This window comes from Enterococcus sp. DIV1083b (assembly GCF_051713705.1).
Classification (GTDB): domain Bacteria; phylum Bacillota; class Bacilli; order Lactobacillales; family Enterococcaceae; genus Enterococcus_D; species Enterococcus_D casseliflavus.
This window is the reverse complement of record NZ_JBIOQJ010000001.1, coordinates 1,802,172-1,823,545: the sequence shown is the minus strand read 5'-3', so window position 1 is coordinate 1,823,545 and position 21,374 is coordinate 1,802,172. Positions and strand designations below refer to the sequence as shown.

Below are 21,374 nucleotides of genomic sequence, written 5' to 3'. Positions count from 1 at the left end.
GTTGCAGTGGATTTGACTGCCGATCATTGATTTTCACTAAGAAATCAATGATCGGCAGTCTTTTTGGTTTCTTTTTTCATTTAAATGATTTACTGTTAAAATAAAGAAGAGAACAAATAAACCAAAGGGAGCGATTTTTATGTCAAAACGTGTCATTGTAATGAATTTTGATGCCAGTGCCAAAGCGTACCAAGCCTTTTCGGAAGTGAAACGGATGCATATGGAACGGAAGATCAAAGGGGAACAAATGGCAGTTCTTACCCACACCAATGAAGGCGTGCATCAATTTAAAGTCGAGGACTTTCTCGATTTTACTGGGAACAATAAGACATCAACGGGTGGATTGATCGGGATGCTCGTTGGAGTGCTAGGCGGACCTTTAGGAATCATGCTGGGCTGGTTTGGTGGCAGTATGATCGGTGCTACTCGTGATGCAAAAGAGATCCAAAATGCGCAAATGCTTTTTGAACATGTCGGAAACCAAATTGGTGTTGGTGATACGGGGTTATTATTGATCGCAGATGAAGAAGACAATCGTCCTTTGAATCAATTGATCATGAATGAATTAGGCGGTGACATCACGCGCTTTGACTACGATGAAGTGGAAGCAGAGATTGAAACGGCTAAGAAAGTCGAAGAATCCACCAAAGCACGCGTTCAAGAAGACTGGAAAAAATCTCATAACTACGCAGAAGATCGCCAATCTGAGAAATAAAATCCACAAGCTTCAATTGCAACTTGATTTCTTTTCCGCTAAAATTGGAAAGAGATGAAAGGAAAGAAGCTTATGGAATTAGAATTTTTAGGTACAGGCGCAGGTGTGCCTGCGAAACATCGAAACGTGACCAGCACTGCGTTACGACTCTTAGATGAACGGAATGCCGTTTGGCTTTTTGATTGTGGCGAAGGGACGCAAATGCAGATTTTGCATTCTACGATTCGTCCACGAAAGATTGAAAAAATCTTTATCACTCATCTTCATGGTGACCATATCTATGGGTTGCCAGGATTGATCAGCAGCCGCTCCTTTCAAGGAGGCGACACGCCTCTAGAGATTTATGGACCCAAGGGGATCAAAGCATACGTTCAAACCGTTTTGCGGATTTCTCAGACCAAAGTCAGCTACCCCTTACATTTTTTCGAGATTGAAGAAGAAGGTATTCTTTTTAAAGATCAGCAATTTGAAGTATCGTGTCTGCGCCTTGATCATGGCATTGACAGTTTTGGTTATCGGATTGTTGAAGCAAGCCATCAAGGGGAATTGCAAGTGCAGGCTTTACTGGAACTTGGGTTGAAACCTGGGCCGCTCTTCGGTCGTTTGAAAAAAGGTGAAGTAGTTATCCTTGACGATGGACGTCAAATCAATGGGGCTGATTTCTTAGGCCAAGCGAAAAAAGGTCGGATCGTGGCGATATTAGGTGATACGCGTAAATGTCAAAACGCCGTACTGCTAGCAGAAGATGCGGATGTATTGGTGCATGAAAGTACCTTTAACAAAGAAGAAGCCAAGTTGGCTCGCGCTTATTTTCACTCGACGACGCGGCAAGCTGCCGAAGTGGCACAAGAAGCTCAAGCTAAGCGTTTGCTGTTGACCCATATCAGTGCGCGTTACGTTGGCAAAGATATTACAAATTTAGTAAATGAAGCAAAAGAAGTATTTCCGAATACGTTGATCGTCAAAGATTTTGATATTGTCGAGATCCCTTTTGCCGGAGAGGAAGAAACAGATGAACTTAGAGAATAAAGTTGTCGTAGTAACAGGTGGCTCTGCTGGACTTGGCGAACAAATCTGTTATGAAGCCGCAAAACGTGGTGCGATCGTCGTGACTTGTGCCCGAAGAACGAATCTGATTGGAAAAGTCAAAGAACAATGTATGGAATTAAGCGGCAAAGAAGCGTATGCGTTTCAATTGGATGTAGCAAATCCTGAAAGTGTGGAGCGCTTACTTGAAAAAATCAATGAAAAAGTTGGTAAGATTGATGTCTTCGTCAATAATGCTGGCTACGGGATCTTTCAAGAATTTACAGAGATGGACCCGGCGGTCATCCGAAATATGTTCGAAGTCAATGTGCTTGGCATGATGGTTTTGACCCAGCAAGTAGCGATCCAAATGGCTGAACAAAAGCATGGTCATATCATAAATGTTGCTTCGATCGCAGGTAAGATCGCTACGCCAAAAACGGCCGTCTACTCTGCAACAAAATTTGCTGTGCTCGGTTTTTCTAACGCATTACGTTTAGAACTAAAACCATTAGGGATCAACGTAACAACGGTCAATCCTGGACCGATCGAAACGGCATTCTTTGACCAAGCAGACCCAAGCGGTAGTTACTTATCGTCGGTGGGCAGCCTAGTGCTTGAACCGAATAAATTAGCGCAAACGATCGTCAAAGCGATGATCCATCCAAAACGAGAAATCAATCGCCCACATATTTTAGGCGCTGCTGCGAAACTATATACCCTGTTTCCTTCAATCGGCGATTATATGGCAGGAACGATGTTCAACAAAAAATAGGAGTTGAAGCCCATGAAAAATCAATGGCGTGTTATCGTTGGTATTTTACTGATTTTAGTGATCGTTTTATTTGCCGTTGCAAACAATATGACTGTCCCGATCAACTTTGGCTTCACAACGATTCAATCGCCACTGATCTTAGTCATTATTGGTTCTGCTTTGTTAGGCGCATTGATTTTGCTGCTGGTTTCCACAAGCGCAATGTTCCGTCAAAAAAAAGAACTAAAGCAATTGAGAAAAGAGCTCTCAGATTATCGTTCGAACAACGAGAAGGTTCTCCAAGAACAACGAGAAGCTTTGGAACGGGAATACACGAACAAGCAGGCGGAGTTAGCGGCAAGACAGCAGCAGCTCGATGATCAAGAAGCCCAGCTTTCCTCACGTGCTGCGGGCGCATCCACGCCGCCAACGATCGATGAGGAAATGAAGTCTTTTGAATCGCAAGCCTAAAAGAACGACGTTTCACAAAAAAAGAGTTTGCTAGTGCAAGATTTGCTGCAAGCTCTTTTTTTTGTGTTGTAAAACGAGTGCTGTTTCTCTCGTTGTTTTTCTTTTTTGCATAAACTTTGCTATAATATCCTAGTTAGGAGTGATTTGGTGAAACGTGCAAATTTTCATTGGGTGCGTCCGCAAGAAAGCGAAACGACCCCAGTATTTAAAGAGCTGATCCAAGAAAGAAAGATCCCTGAGCGGATCGGCGCGTTGCTATGGCAGCGAAATATTCGAACAGCAGAGGCGCTCGATGCTTTTTTATCAACGGACCTGCAATATCTTCATGATCCGTTTTTATTTCATGATATGGCTAAAGCCGTGGAACGAATCCATGAAGCGATTTTAAATGGCGAACGAATCTTGATTTATGGTGATTACGATGCGGATGGGATTACGAGCACTACCGTGTTAAAGGAAACGTTGGAATTGCTAGGGGCGGAAGCTGAGTATTATTTGCCTAATCGTTTTACAGATGGATATGGTCCCAATCTAACTGTCTATCAAGATAAAATTGCAGCAGGGACGCAATTGATCATCACCGTCGACAATGGGGTGTCTGGTCATGAGGCGATTGCTTATGCTCAAGGACAAGGAGTTGACGTGATCGTCACAGATCACCATGAACTACCTGCAGAACTACCGGAGGCGTTTGCTATTGTCCATCCCCGTCACCCTCAAGGAAACTATCCTTTTGGTGATTTGGCTGGAGTCGGCGTTGCATTTAAAGTGGCTTGCGCTTTGTTAGAAGAAGTGCCAGTGGAATTGCTTGATCTTGTTGCGATTGGGACGATCGCTGATATGGTTTCTTTAACCGATGAGAATCGGCTATTAGTCAGCAACGGGTTGAAAATGATTCAGCAATCGGATCGCATCGGACTGAATGAGTTGCTGTCAGTCAGCGGTTTAAATAAACAAACAGTCAACGAAACAGATATTGGCTTCGCCGTTGGACCACGGTTAAATGCGATCGGTCGTTTGGAGGACCCCAATCCGGCTGTTCGCTTGTTGACTACCTTCGATGAAGAAGAGGCAGTAAGCTTAGCCCAAACCTTAGATACGATCAATCAGCAGCGAAAAACCTTTGTTGAAGAAATCATGAAAGAAGCACAAGAAAAAATCGATCCTGCGAATCATGTTCATTTGGTGGTGGGAGATCATTGGCACGAAGGCGTTTTAGGGATCGTGGCAGGACGAATCATGCAAAGTACAGGACAACCAGTAATCGTTTTGACCAAAAAAGAAAATGGCTTAGCTAAAGGGTCGGGAAGAAGCATTGCTGCGTTGAATCTGTTTGAAATGCTGTCGACGATGAAAGACATGTTTACTAGCTTTGGCGGCCATCATGCAGCAGTTGGATTAAGTATCCCCATCGATCATTTAGATATGCTGCAAGCCCAAATGAATCGTTACGTTGAAGAAAATGACATTGACCTCAGCCAGGGCATCCCATTAGCGATCGATGAGGAGCTACCGTTAACAGAAGTTTCGATCAGTTTTATTGAATCATTAAAAGTCTTAGCACCTTTTGGAACGGACAACCCCTTACCGAAATTTTTATTTTCTAATCTGATGACTCAAAATGCTCGCCAGATTGGTTCAGAAAATCAGCATTTGAAGTTAGTGATGAGCGATGAGTCTAACACGCAGCTGGATGTCATTGGGTTTGGTTTTGGAAAAGATTTAGTAGCGTTTGAAAACGACCGCTTATCGATCGTTGGTCAGCTTTCCATCAATGAATGGAATGGCAACAAAAAACCGCAGCTCATGTTGGATGATTTTGCAGTGGAAGGGATTCAGCTATTTGATTATCGTTCGAAAAGAAGCCGCCAAGGTGTCTCTCTGGACAGTCAAACATTAGGCGTTCTTTTCAAGCAGAAACTTCCTCGGGAATTGCAAGGCTTTTGTGGGCAAACCACCATATTTGACTCAGTTACAGCCTTGGAAGATACTTTTCGTGCTGGTCAGTTCCAAGAGATTGCATTTTTAGATTGTCCTGCTGACCCTGCAGTGATCAAAGAGATCGTTCAAGCGCTCCAGGCATCAAGAGTTGCTTTTGTTTTCTACTCGACAGAAGATGCTTATTTAGATGGGGTAGGGACAAGAGAGCAATACAGTCGTCTCTTTCAACTGATCAAACAGCAGCCTCGTTTGGACATTCGTTACAAACTAAAGATGGTCGCTGACTATCTAAAAATTCCACAAAAATTACTTATTTTCATGATTCAGGTGTTTTCTGAGCTGGAATTTGTTACAATACAAGATGGTGTTTTGAATAAAACTGCTGATCCTGTTTCCCGTCCATTGACGGAGAGTCATTTGTATCAGCAACGACAAAAACTGATCAAAACAGAAGAATTTTTATTAATGAGTGATTTATCAACCCTTCGTCAGTGGTTGACAGTCTAGGAGGAAAGAAAATGGATTTAAAAGAGTATATTGCTAGTATTCCTGATTATCCCCAAGAGGGAATTATTTTTCGGGACATCTCGCCATTGATGGCAGATGGAGAAGCGTATCGGTATGCGACACAACAAATCGTTGAGTATGCACAAGAAAAAGGCATCGATATGGTGGTAGGACCTGAAGCCCGCGGCTTTATCGTTGGTTGTCCAGTTGCCTATCAATTAGGTGTCGGCTTTGCCCCAGTACGTAAAAAAGGCAAATTGCCACGGGAAACGATTGAAGCAGAATATGAAAAAGAGTACGGTGTGGATGTCTTGACGCTGCACGCCGATGCCATCAAACCAGGTCAACGTGTCTTGATCTGTGATGATCTACTAGCAACTGGTGGAACGATCAAAGCAACGATCGAACTCGTAGAAAAACTAGGTGGTATCGTTGTTGGCTGTGCCTTCTTGATCGAACTGATGGATCTACATGGAAGAGACAAGATCCAAGGTGTCGAAATCAAGACGTTAATGGAATACTAAAAAAGCAGAAACAAAAAAGGACTCGCTGGAGTCCTTTTTTGTTTCTGCTGCCTTATGGGCGTATGTAGGGGAAGGATCATGGTTCATAACGATAAAAATCATGATCGTGATAATAATGTCGGTTACGTTTGCGCTCTGCTTGGCGGAATTTCTTTTCATCCCAAAGCATGAACCAAAGCATCATTAGAGGGCAAAAAATCAGAACAGCACTTAAAACGCCAAAATAGCCAATAACAATTCCCATCAATAATACCCACAACATAAAACCAAATCGACGAACTGCTTTCATCTCATTCACTCCTTAAATAATACGAACTTATGTTTGTATACTTATTATACGAATGTTTGTTCGCTTTGTAAAGAGGAAAGAAAAAAAATCTTCGTAAAAACGAAGATTTCCTAGTCAGCTCGTTGAGCATCAAAGCAGATGGCGATACAATCCAACAACCAATCCTAAAATCGTTACGTCAGGCAAAATGATTGGTTCTAAATAATCATTTTCTGGTTGTAAACGAATGTAATTCTTTTCTTTATAGAATCGTTTGCACGTAGCTTCGTCTTCATCTGTCATAGCAATCACGATATCGCCATTTTGAGCACTTTGTTGTTTACGAACGATTACTTGATCACCGTCGAGAATGCCAGCATTGATCATACTTTCTCCTCGGATCGTCAACATGAATAAACTTCCTGTGCTATTCGCTAAATCTGGCGGAATCGGAAAGAAATCGGATGCATCTTCCACGGCTAAAATCGGTTCTCCAGCAGTTACGACACCAAGCATCGGAATGGATGCTGGTTGAACATCGATTTTTTCAAGACCGGAAGCAGTTAATTCAATGGCTCTGGGTTTTGTAGGATCTCGTAAGATCAGCCCTTTTTTTTCAAGTCGGGACAAATGGCCATGAACAGTTGAGGTAGAAGATAACTGAACGGCTTCGCCAATTTCGCGAACAGTCGGCGGATAGCCTTTTTCAGTGACACGTGTATGAATGAACTTAAGAATTTCGATTTGTCGATTTTCTGTTCGTTTTGCCAAAACTGACACCTTCTTTCATTTGATAACCTTAGTGTACCATAGCTATATCGATTATTCAAACAAATGTTCGCTTTTTGTGCTATTGTTTTTGCTCGCTAGTTTGTAGTAAAATCAAGAGGGAAAAGGAGGAACAACTATGCTATCTCAAGAAAAATTAGCTCGAATCAATGAACTTGCCAACAAGAAAAAAACAGAAGGCTTGACTGAGGCTGAGACCCACGAACAAAAAGTTCTGCGTGAAGAGTATTTAACCGCCTTTCGTGGAGGGATGCGACACCATATCGAAGGAATGAAAATCGTTGACCCTGAAGGTACTGATGTAACACCAGAGAAGTTAAAAGAGATTCAAAAGAAAAAAGGTCTCCACGGCAGATAATTGTGAATTCCTTTTCATTGCTATTGAAATAAGCTTCTGAATCACGTATAATGAAAGATGCAATAAAGGTAAAAAAAACCTAAATTAGGAGGAACTACCATTGTTTGATAAAATCGATCAATTAGGAGTGAACACCCTTCGTACATTAAGTATCGAAGCCGTACAAAAAGCCAATTCAGGACATCCAGGATTACCGATGGGGGCAGCACCCATGGCCTATGCCTTGTGGACGAAACACTTGAAAGTCAATCCAACGACTTCTCGCAACTGGGTGGATCGTGACCGCTTTGTTTTGTCTGCTGGACACGGTTCGGCGTTATTGTACAGCTTGTTGCACGTGTCTGGTTACGATGTGACCATTGAGGATCTAAAAAACTTCCGTCAATGGGATAGCCGCACGCCAGGACATCCAGAAGTCGATCACACAGACGGCGTGGAAGCAACCACTGGACCTTTAGGACAAGGGATTGCCATGGCAGTCGGTATGGCAATGGCTGAAGCCCACTTGGCTGCAACCTACAATCGCGACAAGTATCAAGTCATTGATCACTATACCTACGCTCTATGTGGCGATGGGGACTTGATGGAAGGTGTTTCGCAAGAAGCTGCATCCATGGCTGGTCACATGAAATTAGACAAACTGATCGTCTTGTACGATTCAAATGACATCTCCCTAGATGGCCCAACTTCAAAAGCCTTTACAGAAAATGTCGGTGCGCGTTTTGAAGCGTATGGCTGGCAACACATTCTCGTTGAAGACGGCAATGATTTAGAAGCGATCTCGAAAGCGATCGACGAAGCAAAAGCTGAAAGCGACAAACCAACCTTGATCGAAATCAAGACTGTGATCGGATACGGTGCGCCAAATCAAGGCACCTCTGCCGTTCATGGTGCGCCGATCGGTGCCGAAGGCATTTCTGCAGCCAAAGCGATTTATGGTTGGGAATACCCAGAATTTACCGTACCTGAAGAAGTTGCCGCGCGCTTCAAAGAAACCATGATCGATGAAGGGCAAAAAGCTGAAGCAGCTTGGAACGAAACCTTCCGTGCCTATGAAGCAGCCTACCCAGAACTTGCGGCGCAATTCAAACAAGCCTTTGCGGGTGAATTGCCAGCAGATTGGGATGCAGCATTACCAAGCTACGAAGTTGGCAGCTCACAAGCTAGTCGGGTATCTAGCAAAGAGATGATCCAAGCCTTATCCAAAGCCGTCCCTAGTCTCTGGGGTGGATCGGCTGACCTTTCTGGATCCAACAACACGATGGTGGCAGCAGAAAAAGACTTTGAACCTGGCCAATACGAAGGCCGCAACATTTGGTTTGGTGTCCGAGAATTTGCGATGGCAGCAGCGATGAACGGCATTCAATTGCATGGCGGTACGCGAATCTATGGCGGAACCTTCTTCGTCTTCGTTGATTACTTGCGTCCAGCGGTGCGCTTGTCTGCGATCCAGCATGCGCCTGTGATCTATGTCTTGACTCATGACTCCGTGGCGGTTGGAGAAGATGGACCGACGCATGAGCCAATCGAGCAATTAGCCAGCGTCCGTTGCATGCCAAATGTCCAAGTGATTCGTCCAGCAGACGGCAATGAAACCCGTGCTGCCTGGAAATTGGCTATGACAACAACGGATAAACCAACGGTCTTAGTCTTAAGCCGACAAAATCTACCAGTGATCGAAGGCACGCAAACCGGTGCGGATGAAAATGTCGCAAAAGGTGGTTACGTGATTTCAAAACAAGCTGGTGAAACACCAGCGGGGATTTTGATCGCCACAGGTTCTGAAGTGAATCTTGCGGTCCAAGCACAAGCTAAATTGGCAGAAGAAGGCATCGATGTATCGGTGGTCTCCTTACCAAGCTTTGATTTGTTTGAAGCACAAAGCTCAGAATACAAAGAAAGCGTCTTGCCAAAAGCAGTGAAGAAACGGGTAGCGATCGAAGCGGCTTCCCCATTTGGTTGGGAACGTTACACCGGTTGCCATGGAAAAGTGATCGCGATCGATCATTTCGGTGCATCCGCACCTGGTGACAAAGTCTTAGCGGAATTCGGCTTCAGTGTTGAGAATGTCGTGAATACTTTCAAATCAATCGATTAATTGATCGACAATCAATCAAAAATAGCACGTTCGAGAATCTTTTCGATTTTCGAGCGTGTTTTTTTGTCTGGATCTCCTTGCAACTTTAAAAGTGTTAAAATGACTTATTTAAAGTAAGCGTGGCTAGGATTTCCAAAAAATGCTTGTACCGCAAGGCACAAGCATTTATGAATAGTAAGAGGGAAGTGATAAAATAGCAATCTAATAGTTTTTTAAAAAACTTCTCAGTGGTTAGCAAACCAAGTGGGATACCTGTATAGTTTTTTTAAAGTCTTTTGTTGTGTGTAAAGTGAACATTGTTTGCACTGTTAGATGTTTTTCCGTATAATAGCTGTATTGATTTATTTGAAAAAACGTACAGTTACTGGAGGAAAAAAATGGGAAGTTATCAAACAAGAAGTGAAAGACATCATCAACCAAAGAAGACGATAAAAAGACCTACTAAAAAGGCGATGGTCTCTTTGATGGGGGCAGGAATGATGTTAGCGCCAATGACGGTCACTTTCGTTCCTCAACAGGTACAAGCTGCTGAGAATCAATATGCGACTCAGGACATCTCAGGTTTTATCGAGCAAATTGGCTGGTCAGCACAAGATGTTGCTGCCAACAATGATCTCTATGCTTCTGTGATGATTGCTCAAGCGATTTTGGAAAGCGGCTATGGTTCTTCCACGTTATCCAATGCACCCTATTACAATTTGTTTGGGGTCAAAGGAAGTAACAACGGACAAAGTGTCTATATGCCTACACAAGAGTATTTGAATGGTCAGTGGGTAGAGATGAATGAACCGTTTCGTCAATATAACTCTTACTGGGAATCGTTTCAGGATCATGCGAATGTCTTGCGCAGCACGAGTTTCGCGACAGGGACTGCTCATTACAGTGGTGTTTGGAAAAGCCAAACAACCTCGTTTTATGATGCAACGAATTACTTGACTGGGCGTTATGCTACCGATCCAGGGTATGCACAAAAACTGAACTGGTTAATTGAAACGTATCAGCTCACACGCTTTGATACTGGGACAACGCAAAGTACCGCATGGACAAATACAACGAGCACGACTAGCACCAGTACTACGCAAACTACAACGACGACTCAGGTAAACAGCGGATCTACAGCGCAGAGTTATTTCGTTGCTTCAGGCGATACACTTTGGGATATCGCCAATAAATTTGGCACAACGGTCGACGCTCTAATGGCAATAAATGGGTTATCTAGTGAGGTCATTGTTGTTGGCCAAGAATTAATCGTTTAATTATCTGATACCGCCTTAAGAATGATTGCTCTAAATGGCATCATTCTTAAGGTTTTTTTGTAATGGAAAAACAAAATCAAGAAAGTGAATACAAACAAATATAAAAAAATAAGAAAAAAATTGAAATTGCTTACTTTTTATTCGCAACTCGGGGTTATTTTAGGTAGAATGGAAGAATAAGAACGGGAGGGATTTTCAATGACAAAAATCTATCAATCGGTCAATGAGTTAGTTGGGCATACGCCAATCGTCAAATTAAATCACATCGTAGAAGAAGGTTCTGCGGATGTGTATCTGAAATTAGAGTTCTTCAATCCTGGGGGAAGTGTCAAGGACAGAATTGCTTTAGCCATGATTGAAAAAGCAGAAAAAAATGGCTTGTTAAAAGCTGGTGATACCATCATCGAACCAACTTCTGGGAATACTGGGATCGGCTTAGCCATGATCGGTACGGCAAAAGGTTATCGTGTCGTGCTGGTTATGCCAGAAACCATGAGTATTGAAAGACGTAAAATTGTTCAAGCTTATGGTGCAGAGTTGATTTTGACCCCTGGGTCTGAAGGAATCACTGGTTCTATCAATAAAGCAAAAGAATTAGCAGAACAAGACGGCTATTATATGCCATTACAATTTGAAAACCCAGCCAATCCAGAAGTCCATGAAAAAACGACAGGGAAAGAAATTGAGGATGCGTTTGAATCTAAAGGGTTAGACGCTTTTGTTGCTGGGATCGGCACAGGTGGTACGATCACTGGTGCGGGGAAGGAATTGAAGCGCGTCTATCCTAATTTGAAGATCGTGGGCGTTGAGCCTGCAGAATCAGCTATTTTAGGAGGTGGCAAACCTGGTCCCCATAAGATCCAAGGGATCGGCACGGGATTTGTTCCTAAAGTACTAGACACTGAGATTTATGATCAGGTGATTGCCATCGCTAGTGAGGATGCCATGGAAACTGCGCGTCAAGTTGGGATGAAAGAAGGAATCTTAGTAGGGATTTCTTCTGGTGCAGCGATCAAAGCGGCATTAGAGGTTGCTAAGGACTTAGGAAAAGGCAAAAAAGTCTTAGCGATCGTACCAGATAATGGTGAACGCTATTTATCTACGGCACTGTATCAGTTTGAAGACTAGCAAAGAGGGGGAAAGCAGGCATTCGTTTGTCTGCTTTTCTTTCTCGAAAAACTGAGGGAAGACGGGCTGGGCAAATGCGTTATTCCTTTAAAAAAACAAGGAAAGCTGTTTGAATTTTTAGGTTTTACATAGTATGATAGGTAAGATAAGAGAAATGGAGGAACTCCTGTGAGTACGATCTACGATGAAGCGATCAAACGATTAAAACATGAAAATATTCGTATTACACCGCAGCGAGTAGCGATATTAGAATTTTTAGCCAGTCACGATGCCCATCCGACCGCTGAAGAGATTTATCGGGCGATCGAAGTTCATTTTCCTGGTATAAGTGTCGCAACGGTATACAATAACTTACGTTTGTTCACAGAAATTGGCTTTGTAAAAGAAATGAATTATGGAGATGCCTCCAGTCGTTTTGATTTTACAACGGAGCCTCATTATCATGCTATCTGCCAAAAGTGTGGAAAGATCGCTGATTTTTACTATCCAGGATTGGAAGATGTCGAAATGGCGGCTTCGAAATTAACTGGGTATCAAATAAATAACCATCGACTAGAAGTTTATGGTCTATGTCCTGAATGCCAAGTGAAAGAGGAGGAAACAAAATGAAGATAATTTCTACAGATCAAGCACCACAAGCAATCGGTCCTTATGTTCAAGCAAAAATCGCAAACGGCTTTTTGTTTGCTTCTGGTCAAGTGCCATTAGATCCTGCTTCGGGGGAAGTTGTCGGTACGACGATTGAAGTACAGACTCAGCAAGTATTGAAAAATATCAACGCGATTCTTGAAGCGGCGGAACTTACGCCAGATGATATCGTTAAGACGACATGTTTTTTAAAAAATATGAATGATTTCGTTCCTTTCAATAATACGTATAGCACATTGTTCAATGAAGTGTTACCTGCACGTTCTGCTGTCGAAGTTGCTCGCTTACCAAAAGATGTTTTGGTTGAAGTTGAGATCATCGCAGCAGTCATAGAAAAAGCGTAACCAACAAAGAATCGTGGGACGTCCGCATTTGCGTCGTCCCCTTTTTATTGATTCGATCCTGATAGGGAAGAATCTTTATGTTTCAAGTGAGCCAAGGAGAAGAGGATGTAGTATGGTTTCGTTAAAGGAATATTTGGCAAAAGGGCAAACGACGATTTCAAATTTGCTTTTAGAGAATTACCATCATCTTGGTTTGACGAATGATGAATTTTTGTTATGGCTGCAACTGTATCGCAGCCATGAGCAAGGCAATGATTTTCCAGATTTACGTGAGATCGCCTCGGTGATGGGCAGCGACCAAAAAGAGATCTATCATTGGTTGAATCAATTGCTGAAAAAAGATGTGCTGCGAATGGGTTCAAAAAAAGACGACGCAGGAAAAATGATTGATTATTATGATTTCACTGGCATTTATGAGCGACTCGAGTTTCTTTTGCAGCAGCAATCCAAAAAGGAAGTCGCTAAAACAAATGAAGAGAAGATACGCGAGTTGTATCGCTTATTTGAAGGAGAATTTGGTCGCCCCTTATCGGCGATCGAATACCAACGGATCGGGCAGTGGTTGGATGAGGACCACTATGATCCCGAGCTGGTCCAGTTTGCTTTGCGAGAAGCGGTCTTGAATCAAGCGTATAGTTTAAACTATATCGATCGTATTTTGCTTTCGTGGGAACGCAAGAATATTACCTCAAAAGCGCAAGTAGAAGAAGAGCAAAAAAGAAGAAAAAAACAGTTTCTTCAAAATGAAACCACGCCACAAGAAGATGGCCCAATGCCCAAAATCCCTATGCATAATTGGTTAGAAGGAGAGTAAGATACAAGGAGTTTAATTCGTCCAATGATCAGTAAAGAAAAAACAATGACTGCGATAGAAATAATGTATGAGATGTTTCCTGAAGCACATGGAGAACTAGTGTCAAAAAATGCCTTTGAATTGCTGATTGCTGTCATCCTAAGCGCACAGGCAACGGATGTGTCAGTCAATAAAGTGACACCGGCACTTTTTGAAGCATATCCAACGCCGCAGGCTCTCAGCGAGGCGCCGTTAGAAGACATTATTGAAAAAATCAAATCGATTGGCCTCTATCGAAACAAAGCGAAAAATATCAAAGCTTGTGCCTCTGAATTGTTGCTGCGTTTTGGAGGCGAAGTGCCTCAAACCAGAGAAGACTTAATTTCTTTGCCAGGTGTCGGCAGAAAAACAGCGAACGTCGTTCTTGGCGATGCATTTGGCATTCCAGCAATCGCTGTCGATACGCATGTCGAGCGGGTATCAAAAAGGCTGCGCATCTGTAAACTAGACGCCAACGTATTAGAAGTCGAACAAACATTGATGAAAAAGATTCCAGATACGTTGTGGGTCAAAACGCATCACACGTTAATTTTCTTTGGTCGTTATCATTGCACAGCACGGGCACCTAAGTGTGAGGTTTGTCCATTGTTGACAATGTGCCAAGAAGGAAAACTTCGGATGAAGGGGAAGAAAACCATTTAATGGTGAACATAAACCAAAAGTAACTAGGATCAAGACGCTAAGCGAAATCGCTTAGCGTTTTTTTTGCATAAATTGATAAAAGAACAGGTGATTAACGTAACAACCTTTGATAAAGCCGTTTCAAGTAACTGGAAAAACATAAGCTTACTGAATTTTTTTGATTACACCACTCAAAATCAGGTGTTTTTTCACAAAGAGATCGTGTGAGGGATGATGCTCGATGCGAAATGAACCTTCCAATACGCCTTTTTTTTAAAACTATTTGTAAGCTTAGTATGATGGCTTTTTTCGCACAATTTTTACCCTTTCTTTTTATAAAACTGCTTATTTTTGGTCAATATAACGTAATATTAATAAGAAAATTCACCCATTGGTGAAAAATAGTATTTCAAATCTGTGGAAATCATCAGTATAGTGAACTTTGTCAAAGGTTATAAGTCTTTCTCTGCTATTTTACTAATGACAGAAAAAGCGTTGCAAATTTCGAAATGATTCTTTAACAATCTCATAATCATTTTTGTTACGGATACTAGACAAACGCAGTTTTGAAAAGATCACTTATAAGATGTGGCAAGTATAGAGGAGGAGGGAGAATGAAAGGAGAAAAGGTATGGAAATTAGTTCGTATGGTTCTGTTTTGCACTCTTTTTTATGGGATAACTATTTCTACGGCAGCGGTGAATGCTCAGGAAGTGCAGTCGGTTGAAACAGAAAGCTCTGTGCTTTTTACCGGTGTTTATGAGCCTATTGGCCAACCCAAACCAGCACCGCCAGCAGGCCCTACAGAGAATATCTCGCCACCAAAAGAGGTAGCAAAACCAGGTGGTATTTTACCAAAGACCAACGAGACAAAAACTTACGGCGTAATCTTGCTTGGATTACTGCTCGTACTGGTTGCATTGTATGCGCAATATACCAAACATCGATCAAAATTTATGATGGTTAAAAAGAAAAGACAAATAATTTGAAAGCAGGGATGAATTTGAAATTCGTACGATTTGCATCGGCAGCTGTTTTAGCTGCAACTTTATTTACTATTAGCGCGGAAGCCTTCGCTACTGAAAGTGTAACAAACCATGATACAGAAGGGAAAGTTCTCTTTGTACCAAACGATAGCGAAGCGACAGTGGTTCAACCACCAAATCCTGGTCCTAATGGTCCAGATGTAGAGATCAATCCAGTCGGCCCTGAAGGACAAACAGGACCATTGACGATTGCTTACGCACCTACGCTTAATTTCGGTGAGCAAGTGATTTCTAATACCGATCAAGAATATAAGCTAGTGGCTGAATTACACAAGCTAAAAGACGCGGAAGATAGTGAAGAAAGAGTTCCATATGTTTCATTTGCTCAAGTCCAAGATACGCGTGGGACAAATGCTGGTTGGGATTTAAAAGTTTCCTTAAGTGCTTTTGAATCAGGAACACAGAATAATGAACTGACTGGAGCAAGAATTCGTTTTAATTCGCCAAAATTGGAATATAACGGAAGCAACCAAGAAAATGAACCACAAATTCATGCGGATGGATTGATTTTAGATGCTACAAATAGCGAGCGTTCGGTTCTGACCGCTGCTCAAACAAAAGGTGCTGGCGTATCGTCAGTCGTTTGGGGCGATCAGGAAGAAATCAATCGACAAGTGGAAGCAGGCGCAGAGGTTGTTGAAAATGCTGGAATCGAGTTACTTGTTCCTGGATCAACAGCAAAAGACGCTGCTCTTTATGAAGCAACCCTTACTTGGACATTGGCTGCAACAGCTGGACCGGACGGAGAAACGGTTCAATAACTTGGTTTTGTACTGAATAAAAAAGAAAGAAGGAACTAGAAATGAAAAAGATTCGTTTAGCTACGGTCGCTGTATTATCCACCACTTTACTAGCAGGAGGTGTTCAAGCCTTTGCCCAATCTTCATTAGAAACGACTACCGATAACGTTGTAGGATTTACCTCAGACGGAAGCGATCTAACAGTGGTACAACCGCCAGTCGTGCACCCAGAAGTAGAAACGATCGAACCAACACCGCCAGGACAAACGGGTCCATTTACCATTGCTTATGCACCACAAACATTCGATTTTGGTCAGAATGCTATTTCTACCAGTGATCGTTGGTATTCGATCGTTGCTGATGAGCGTAATTTGGCTGATCAATCAGGTACGACACCGTATGTATCGTTTGCCCAAGTGCAAGATACCCGAGGAACGCATGCTGGTTGGACATTAAATGTTAGTCTAACTGATTTTACTTCTGAATCAGGGGATGTCTTGACTGGGGCAAAAATCAAGTTGGCAAACCCTGAGATCGTGTTCAACAAAGGCGAGGGTGATCGAGACTTACAGCCAAGTGCCGTTATCAATAATGAAGAACAAAATGCGTTGATCCTAGATGTCAACGATCAAGACATTCCTGTCATGCGTGCTTCGGTCGGTCAAGGCGCGGGCGCTTCATCGATTTACTGGGGAGATCAAGAAAAATTGACGGAACAAAATCTTAATAAACAAGAAGGCGAAATTATCAGAAATGATGATATTCAACTATTTGTACCAGGCTCTACCACGCAGCTAGCAACTAACTATACTGCGGAAATGACATGGACGCTAACTGCTTCTGTTGATAGTAGCGGCGAAACAGTAAATCCGTAAGAAGGATCATAGCTTGCAACAAGAAACAACTGGCAGGAATAGTAAATTATTCCTGCCTTTTTTGGAAGGAGAACCACTTTTGACTGAACAACGTATGAGAATGAAATGGATAAAAACGGTTACCTGTGCGGTCATCCTACTATCATTCTTTTTTTCACCAAGATTGAGCTATGCTCAGACAGAATCAGAATTAAACTTCTATGTGACGCCTATCTTACCGGAAAGTCAGCTGGAAGGAGGGGCGTTGGGGTATTTCGATTTAAATCTTGGGGCAGGAGAACGTGATGAATTGGCTTTAGAGATCGAAAATGGTTCTGATCAAGCGATCGAAATAGAAATTTCTGTCCATACGGCATTTACGAATGTGAATGGTGTTGTGGAATATGGCCGGGATGCAGAATCCCCTGATCCGACTTTACCTGCATCAATTGATGAACTGGTAGAGGTGCCTGAAACCGTATCGTTCGATCCATTAGAAAAACGAATCATTTCTTTACCGATTACGATGCCAGAAGAGGAATTTAAAGGGGTTTTGGCAGGTGGCATTCGAATCAAAGAGGTTATTTCGGAAGAGGAGCAAACACAATCTGCTGAACAAGGATTAGGCATTCGGAATGCATTTTCCTATGTCATTGGTGTGGTAGTAAGCAACAATCGGTCCGCAACGGATCCGGGATTGGAACTGCTTGATGTTTTTGCCGATCAAGTAAACTACCGAAACGTATTTAGTGCTGTTATCCAAAATTATACTTCAACATTTGTCAATCAATTGGAAGTAACAGCTGAAATTCGATCTGTTGGCAGTGAGACGATTTTATATGAAACAAGTCAATCAGCGATGCAAATGGCTCCTAATTCACATATGCATTTCCCAATTCCCTTGAATGGCGATCGTTTTCGTAATGGGGAGTATGTATTGAATCTTACTGCGCGGTCAGGAGAGGAAGAGTGGTCTTGGGAACAGATATTTAGCGTAGAGGCAGAAGATGCTCGCCGCTTAAATGAACTCGATGTCACTGTAGATAAGTCACTCAATTGGTGGATGATCGCCACGGCTGGTCTAATCAGCTTGCTTCTAATTATTGCGATCATCCTAATTATTCATAAGAAAAAAAATGCAAAGGAAGGTGGGAAAAGTTGAAATGAAGAATACCTCACACAAGGTAATAATTGCGATCATTATTGGATTACTAAGTGTGCAAACTTTTTTTCCAAGTCTGAGCAGTTTACTATTGCCAGAAATCCACGCCATCGATCACACGATTGAACCATTGGACGAAACGCATAACATGTCCTTGCTTGATAAAGCAACACAACCGATCCAAACAAAAGAATTTGACATCCATACCCCTTTTTTTCAGTTTCCAGTTAGTGTGATTGAAGGTGTCGTGGATCAACCGATCGATGTTTTCGTCGTATCAAGCCAACCGTTAGATGAGATTACGCTGGTTGTAGCGAAAGAAGCAGCGATCGTGGAAGAAGAATTTGCTGCAGAAGTGAAGAGTAAAAAGCTGTCTGAAGAAGAACAGGAATGGACGCTTACCTTTGATGAAGAGTTAATGGAGTTCGAGATTCCTATCGTCTTTAATAAAATAGGCGATTATCAACTGGTTATAGGTGAAGCGGAACTAACGATCGAAGTACAGGCAGAAGATGACGAGGAAGAGGACTCGGATGATGATGCAGATAATGAAACGATCGAGACAGAAGTCTCACCATCAGAGACGCCGCAGGAAGGGGAACGAACCACGCAACCTTCCAATGACGCGAACCTAAACGAGAATCAGCAAGACACAGAAGCTGATCAAGCAGAAGCGATTGCCCAATTGACAGAACCGGTCACACCGTTAAACGAAATCAGTCACCGGGATGTTTCCAACTGGCAAGAATTTATGGCGGCAATCGTGAATAAAGATGTAAATTATATCAATATCGTAAACGACTTTGAATCTTCGGATAATCCTACTCAAGGAGTTTCTGGAGTGGCTGTGGGAAGTGCAACTTCCAACCCAACAAATGGATTAGCCTATATTTGGACCAATGCTTCTGAAATTTCAAGAACGCTTGTGATCGAAGGTAATGGGTATCAAATCGACTTTAGAGCTGTTGCTGTCGGATTTTATGATAGTACAGTCAATAGTGCAACGCCATGGGACATTACGTATCAAAATATCGATGTCGTTCATGGAAATTGGTATGGGTTTATGAATTTTACGAATATGAGTATTCCTCAGCAAAATCTATCCAGAATGCGCTACCACAATTTAACCAACGCGGGCAATCAGTTGATCCACTCGTTAGCGACACCTGTTGTTATGTCTGGCGAAGTAATATCGCATCAAACTCCGACATATACTTCCAGATCTGGACGCGTGCAAACGATCAATGCGACCAACCAAGCAAATATGGAAGTAACACAATTGGAAATTCTTGATAACGCAACAGTTGATATGTCAACAATAAATTCCGGCAATATCTATTTATATTATGCAACCGGCCGTATGACTATTGGCAATGATGTGAAGCTATTTCTGCGTGCAGCTGGAACAGCCGGTGAGGCTTTCGGAGCAAATATTTATATTGCGAATGGGCGGATCGAAATCGGCAATCGTTCAGAGCTTAATTTGACCGCTCGAGCGAATTCTCCTGCAATCAGTATGTACGCTACCGGCGCCCACTTTGAAATGTCTGAAGACAGCAAGGTGACAATCAAGGCTGACGGACGTACCACAAGTCTCAATGGATGGGCCTATAACATTATCTATATGGGTGCTGGAAGTACGATGCTTATTGGAAATAAAAGTAGTGTCGAAATTGATGCAGTGAATCAAGGGACCACCACCTCCGGAGTGATCCATGTAGCTGGTGCCGCCACATTTATTGTTGCTAAAGAAGGAATCTTGGATATTAAGTCAGACGGAACCAATCCCTCTCATTCCTTGATGACATTTTTGAGCTCGGCCTCAACCTTCACTTTTGCGGATGCACAACGCATCAATTTAGAGAAAACAAGGGCGGTTACCGGAAATGCAGCAAATAGCAGCCTTATTTCGATCTCCGGCAGCGGTGGGCTATTAGATGTGGATATTCAAGCAGCGAAACAATGGCGGCACGGAAACTTGACGGAGGAACCAGACTTCAGTTGGAGTCCAATCTTCAACTTAAAAGTGAATTTTGCCTCTACCTTGTCATCGATTTCGAATGTTTCTTCCATCTCTCAAGAGATCGTTGATCATTTTCGCGCGAATTTTACCACAAGAGCACAACGTATCCTATTTGAATATATTCCAGATGTCGAGGTTCATTTAGAACCATTAACGGAAGACCCGGCACTGGAAGGTTCAAGAATCATTAGGGGAAAAGCCACACCTTATAGTGTGATTCGTTTTGACGGAGATCCAGCGATTCCCGCACCGCAACTGCAATCACCTTCTTTTGATGATAACAGCTTGTTCCATCTTCAAGCAGATGCCAATGGTGATTTCAGCTTGACTTTAGCCGAGGGGGATCGGTTTACAAAACATAATACGGTGACGGCTTACGCTTTCTTAAATGGAAAATTTGATACAGCTGAAACAGTTGTTCAAGAGATTGCCACAATGAATCCACGAGATCCGATCGCACCAGATATTGAAGTGAACCCAGAAAATAAACCGGATATACCAGAACATTTAGGGTTTATCAGTATCGATTTCATCTCCCAGTATAGCTTTGGAGATGTATCAATAAGTGCAGATACCAAACAGTACAAGGCATTGCCGCAACGTCTTAGTAGTGCAGATGGCTCAGTAACTGAGGAACGGCCAAATTACGTTCAGATTTCTGACCGGCGCGCTCAATTTACCGGTTGGGAACTTAACGCAACATTATCCGCTGCAGGATTTCGTAATGATCGAGGAGAAGAACTTCGGGGTGCACGAATTATTTTAGAAAATGCAGTTATGCTGACGAATGCTGCCAATTCAGCAATTCCTCCCACTTATAGTGAATCAATGATCCTTGATCCTGGGGTACCCGCTTTGATCGCTGAAGCAGATGCAAATGAAGGAAGCGGTACCTGGATTCAGCGCTACGGGGATATGGGGACGATGGGGGATAGTGTCAAACTTGAAGTACCCATTGGATCAAATCCGCGTAACATGACCTACCAAGCAACGATTGAATGGGAGTTAAGTTTTGTCCCATCTACCGAATGATCAATGCTCAATCTTATCAAATGGAAGCTGTTGACGCCTATGACAGCTTCCATTCTTGATAGGAAGATAGTGAGTAAATCGCTTGAAAAGCAGTGGGTTTTACCGTTTTTTTGCGGTAGATCACACTTGCTTCATAATAATCGCGAAGATACAGAGTTCACCTAAACTCGTGCAAAAACTATTCAAGCAACTTTGAATCAGTTCGTCAGGTTTTGA

General features: G+C 42.5%; 21 protein-coding genes. 19 read left to right on the top strand and 2 right to left on the bottom strand.

Annotation, left to right across the window (positions count from 1 at the left end):
• The first annotated feature begins 139 nt into the window (after positions 1-139).
• From IGI69_RS08430 to IGI69_RS08405, 6 genes are all read left to right on the top strand, one after another.
• Complete coding sequence (locus tag IGI69_RS08430) at positions 140-715, top strand: DUF1269 domain-containing protein (RefSeq protein ID WP_438740422.1); 576 nt, start codon at positions 140-142, stop codon at positions 713-715.
• A 72-nt stretch (positions 716-787) separates the two neighbouring features.
• On the top strand, positions 788-1,744 hold the full coding sequence (gene rnz, locus IGI69_RS08425; RefSeq protein WP_201689179.1) for a ribonuclease Z: 957 nt from the start codon (positions 788-790) through the stop codon (positions 1,742-1,744).
• A complete protein-coding gene (locus IGI69_RS08420) occupies positions 1,728-2,516 on the top strand; it encodes an SDR family NAD(P)-dependent oxidoreductase (protein ID WP_015509761.1) in 789 nt (262 codons plus the stop codon). Before rnz ends, IGI69_RS08420 begins: the two co-directional genes overlap by 17 nt.
• Positions 2,517-2,528: 12 nt before the next feature.
• Positions 2,529-2,966 carry a lipopolysaccharide assembly protein LapA domain-containing protein gene (locus tag IGI69_RS08415; RefSeq protein WP_005226169.1) on the top strand — a complete coding sequence of 146 codons (438 nt, stop codon included), beginning with the start codon at positions 2,529-2,531 and terminating at the stop codon, positions 2,964-2,966.
• Between the two features lie 147 nt (positions 2,967-3,113).
• Positions 3,114-5,414: a single-stranded-DNA-specific exonuclease RecJ gene (recJ, locus tag IGI69_RS08410; RefSeq protein WP_438740419.1), complete on the top strand. Its 2,301-nt coding sequence runs from the start codon at positions 3,114-3,116 to the stop codon at positions 5,412-5,414.
• Between the two features lie 11 nt (positions 5,415-5,425).
• Positions 5,426-5,938: an adenine phosphoribosyltransferase gene (locus IGI69_RS08405; protein WP_005226167.1), complete on the top strand. Its 513-nt coding sequence runs from the start codon at positions 5,426-5,428 to the stop codon at positions 5,936-5,938.
• Positions 5,939-6,014: 76 nt separating this feature from the next.
• Here IGI69_RS08405 and IGI69_RS08400 read toward each other — a convergent pair whose 3' ends face one another.
• Positions 6,015-6,227 carry a hypothetical protein gene (locus IGI69_RS08400; protein ID WP_005236082.1) on the bottom strand — a complete coding sequence of 71 codons (213 nt, stop codon included), beginning with the start codon at positions 6,225-6,227 and terminating at the stop codon, positions 6,015-6,017.
• A 129-nt stretch (positions 6,228-6,356) separates the two neighbouring features.
• On the bottom strand, positions 6,357-6,977 hold the full coding sequence (gene lexA, locus IGI69_RS08395; protein WP_005226165.1) for a transcriptional repressor LexA: 621 nt from the start codon (positions 6,975-6,977) through the stop codon (positions 6,357-6,359).
• Between the two features lie 136 nt (positions 6,978-7,113).
• Between lexA and IGI69_RS08390 the strand changes: the two genes are divergently transcribed.
• The 13 genes from IGI69_RS08390 to IGI69_RS08330 all read left to right on the top strand — a co-directional run bounded on the left by IGI69_RS08390 (position 7,114) and on the right by IGI69_RS08330 (position 21,158).
• Positions 7,114-7,353: a DUF896 family protein gene (locus IGI69_RS08390; protein WP_375819817.1), complete on the top strand. Its 240-nt coding sequence runs from the start codon at positions 7,114-7,116 to the stop codon at positions 7,351-7,353.
• A gap of 100 nt (positions 7,354-7,453) precedes the next feature.
• A complete protein-coding gene (gene tkt, locus IGI69_RS08385; protein WP_060791961.1) occupies positions 7,454-9,451 on the top strand; it encodes a transketolase in 1,998 nt (665 codons plus the stop codon).
• A gap of 377 nt (positions 9,452-9,828) precedes the next feature.
• Positions 9,829-10,707 (top strand): glucosaminidase domain-containing protein, encoded by an 879-nt coding sequence (locus IGI69_RS08380; protein WP_438740417.1) that lies wholly within the window; start codon positions 9,829-9,831, stop codon positions 10,705-10,707.
• Positions 10,708-10,905: 198 nt separating this feature from the next.
• The gene (gene cysK, locus IGI69_RS08375; protein WP_005226159.1) at positions 10,906-11,835 is read left to right on the top strand and encodes a cysteine synthase A; all 930 of its coding nucleotides are present in this window, start codon (positions 10,906-10,908) and stop codon (positions 11,833-11,835) included.
• Positions 11,836-12,003: 168 nt separating this feature from the next.
• Positions 12,004-12,444 carry a Fur family transcriptional regulator gene (locus IGI69_RS08370; protein WP_005226158.1) on the top strand — a complete coding sequence of 147 codons (441 nt, stop codon included), beginning with the start codon at positions 12,004-12,006 and terminating at the stop codon, positions 12,442-12,444.
• Complete coding sequence (locus IGI69_RS08365; RefSeq protein ID WP_438740415.1) at positions 12,441-12,827, top strand: RidA family protein; 387 nt, start codon at positions 12,441-12,443, stop codon at positions 12,825-12,827. The genes IGI69_RS08370 and IGI69_RS08365 overlap by 4 nt, the downstream gene beginning before the upstream one ends.
• Before the next feature lie 112 nt (positions 12,828-12,939).
• Positions 12,940-13,641: a DnaD domain protein gene (locus IGI69_RS08360; RefSeq protein WP_438740413.1), complete on the top strand. Its 702-nt coding sequence runs from the start codon at positions 12,940-12,942 to the stop codon at positions 13,639-13,641.
• 24 nt (positions 13,642-13,665) lie between these two features.
• Complete coding sequence (nth, locus tag IGI69_RS08355) at positions 13,666-14,322, top strand: endonuclease III (RefSeq protein WP_005226155.1); 657 nt, start codon at positions 13,666-13,668, stop codon at positions 14,320-14,322.
• 593 nt (positions 14,323-14,915) lie between these two features.
• Positions 14,916-15,290 (top strand): LPXTG cell wall anchor domain-containing protein, encoded by a 375-nt coding sequence (locus tag IGI69_RS08350; RefSeq protein ID WP_121261285.1) that lies wholly within the window; start codon positions 14,916-14,918, stop codon positions 15,288-15,290.
• A gap of 14 nt (positions 15,291-15,304) precedes the next feature.
• The gene (locus IGI69_RS08345; RefSeq protein ID WP_008379814.1) at positions 15,305-16,108 is read left to right on the top strand and encodes a WxL domain-containing protein; all 804 of its coding nucleotides are present in this window, start codon (positions 15,305-15,307) and stop codon (positions 16,106-16,108) included.
• A 41-nt stretch (positions 16,109-16,149) separates the two neighbouring features.
• Entirely contained in the window at positions 16,150-16,962 is an 813-nt protein-coding gene (locus tag IGI69_RS08340; protein WP_005226152.1) for a WxL domain-containing protein, read from the top strand.
• A gap of 13 nt (positions 16,963-16,975) precedes the next feature.
• Positions 16,976-18,103 carry a DUF916 and DUF3324 domain-containing protein gene (locus IGI69_RS08335; protein ID WP_438740410.1) on the top strand — a complete coding sequence of 376 codons (1,128 nt, stop codon included), beginning with the start codon at positions 16,976-16,978 and terminating at the stop codon, positions 18,101-18,103.
• Between the two features lies 1 nt (position 18,104).
• Positions 18,105-21,158, top strand: a complete 3,054-nt coding sequence (locus IGI69_RS08330; protein WP_438740408.1) for a WxL domain-containing protein — start codon at positions 18,105-18,107, stop codon at positions 21,156-21,158.
• Positions 21,159-21,374: the final 216 nt, after the last annotated feature.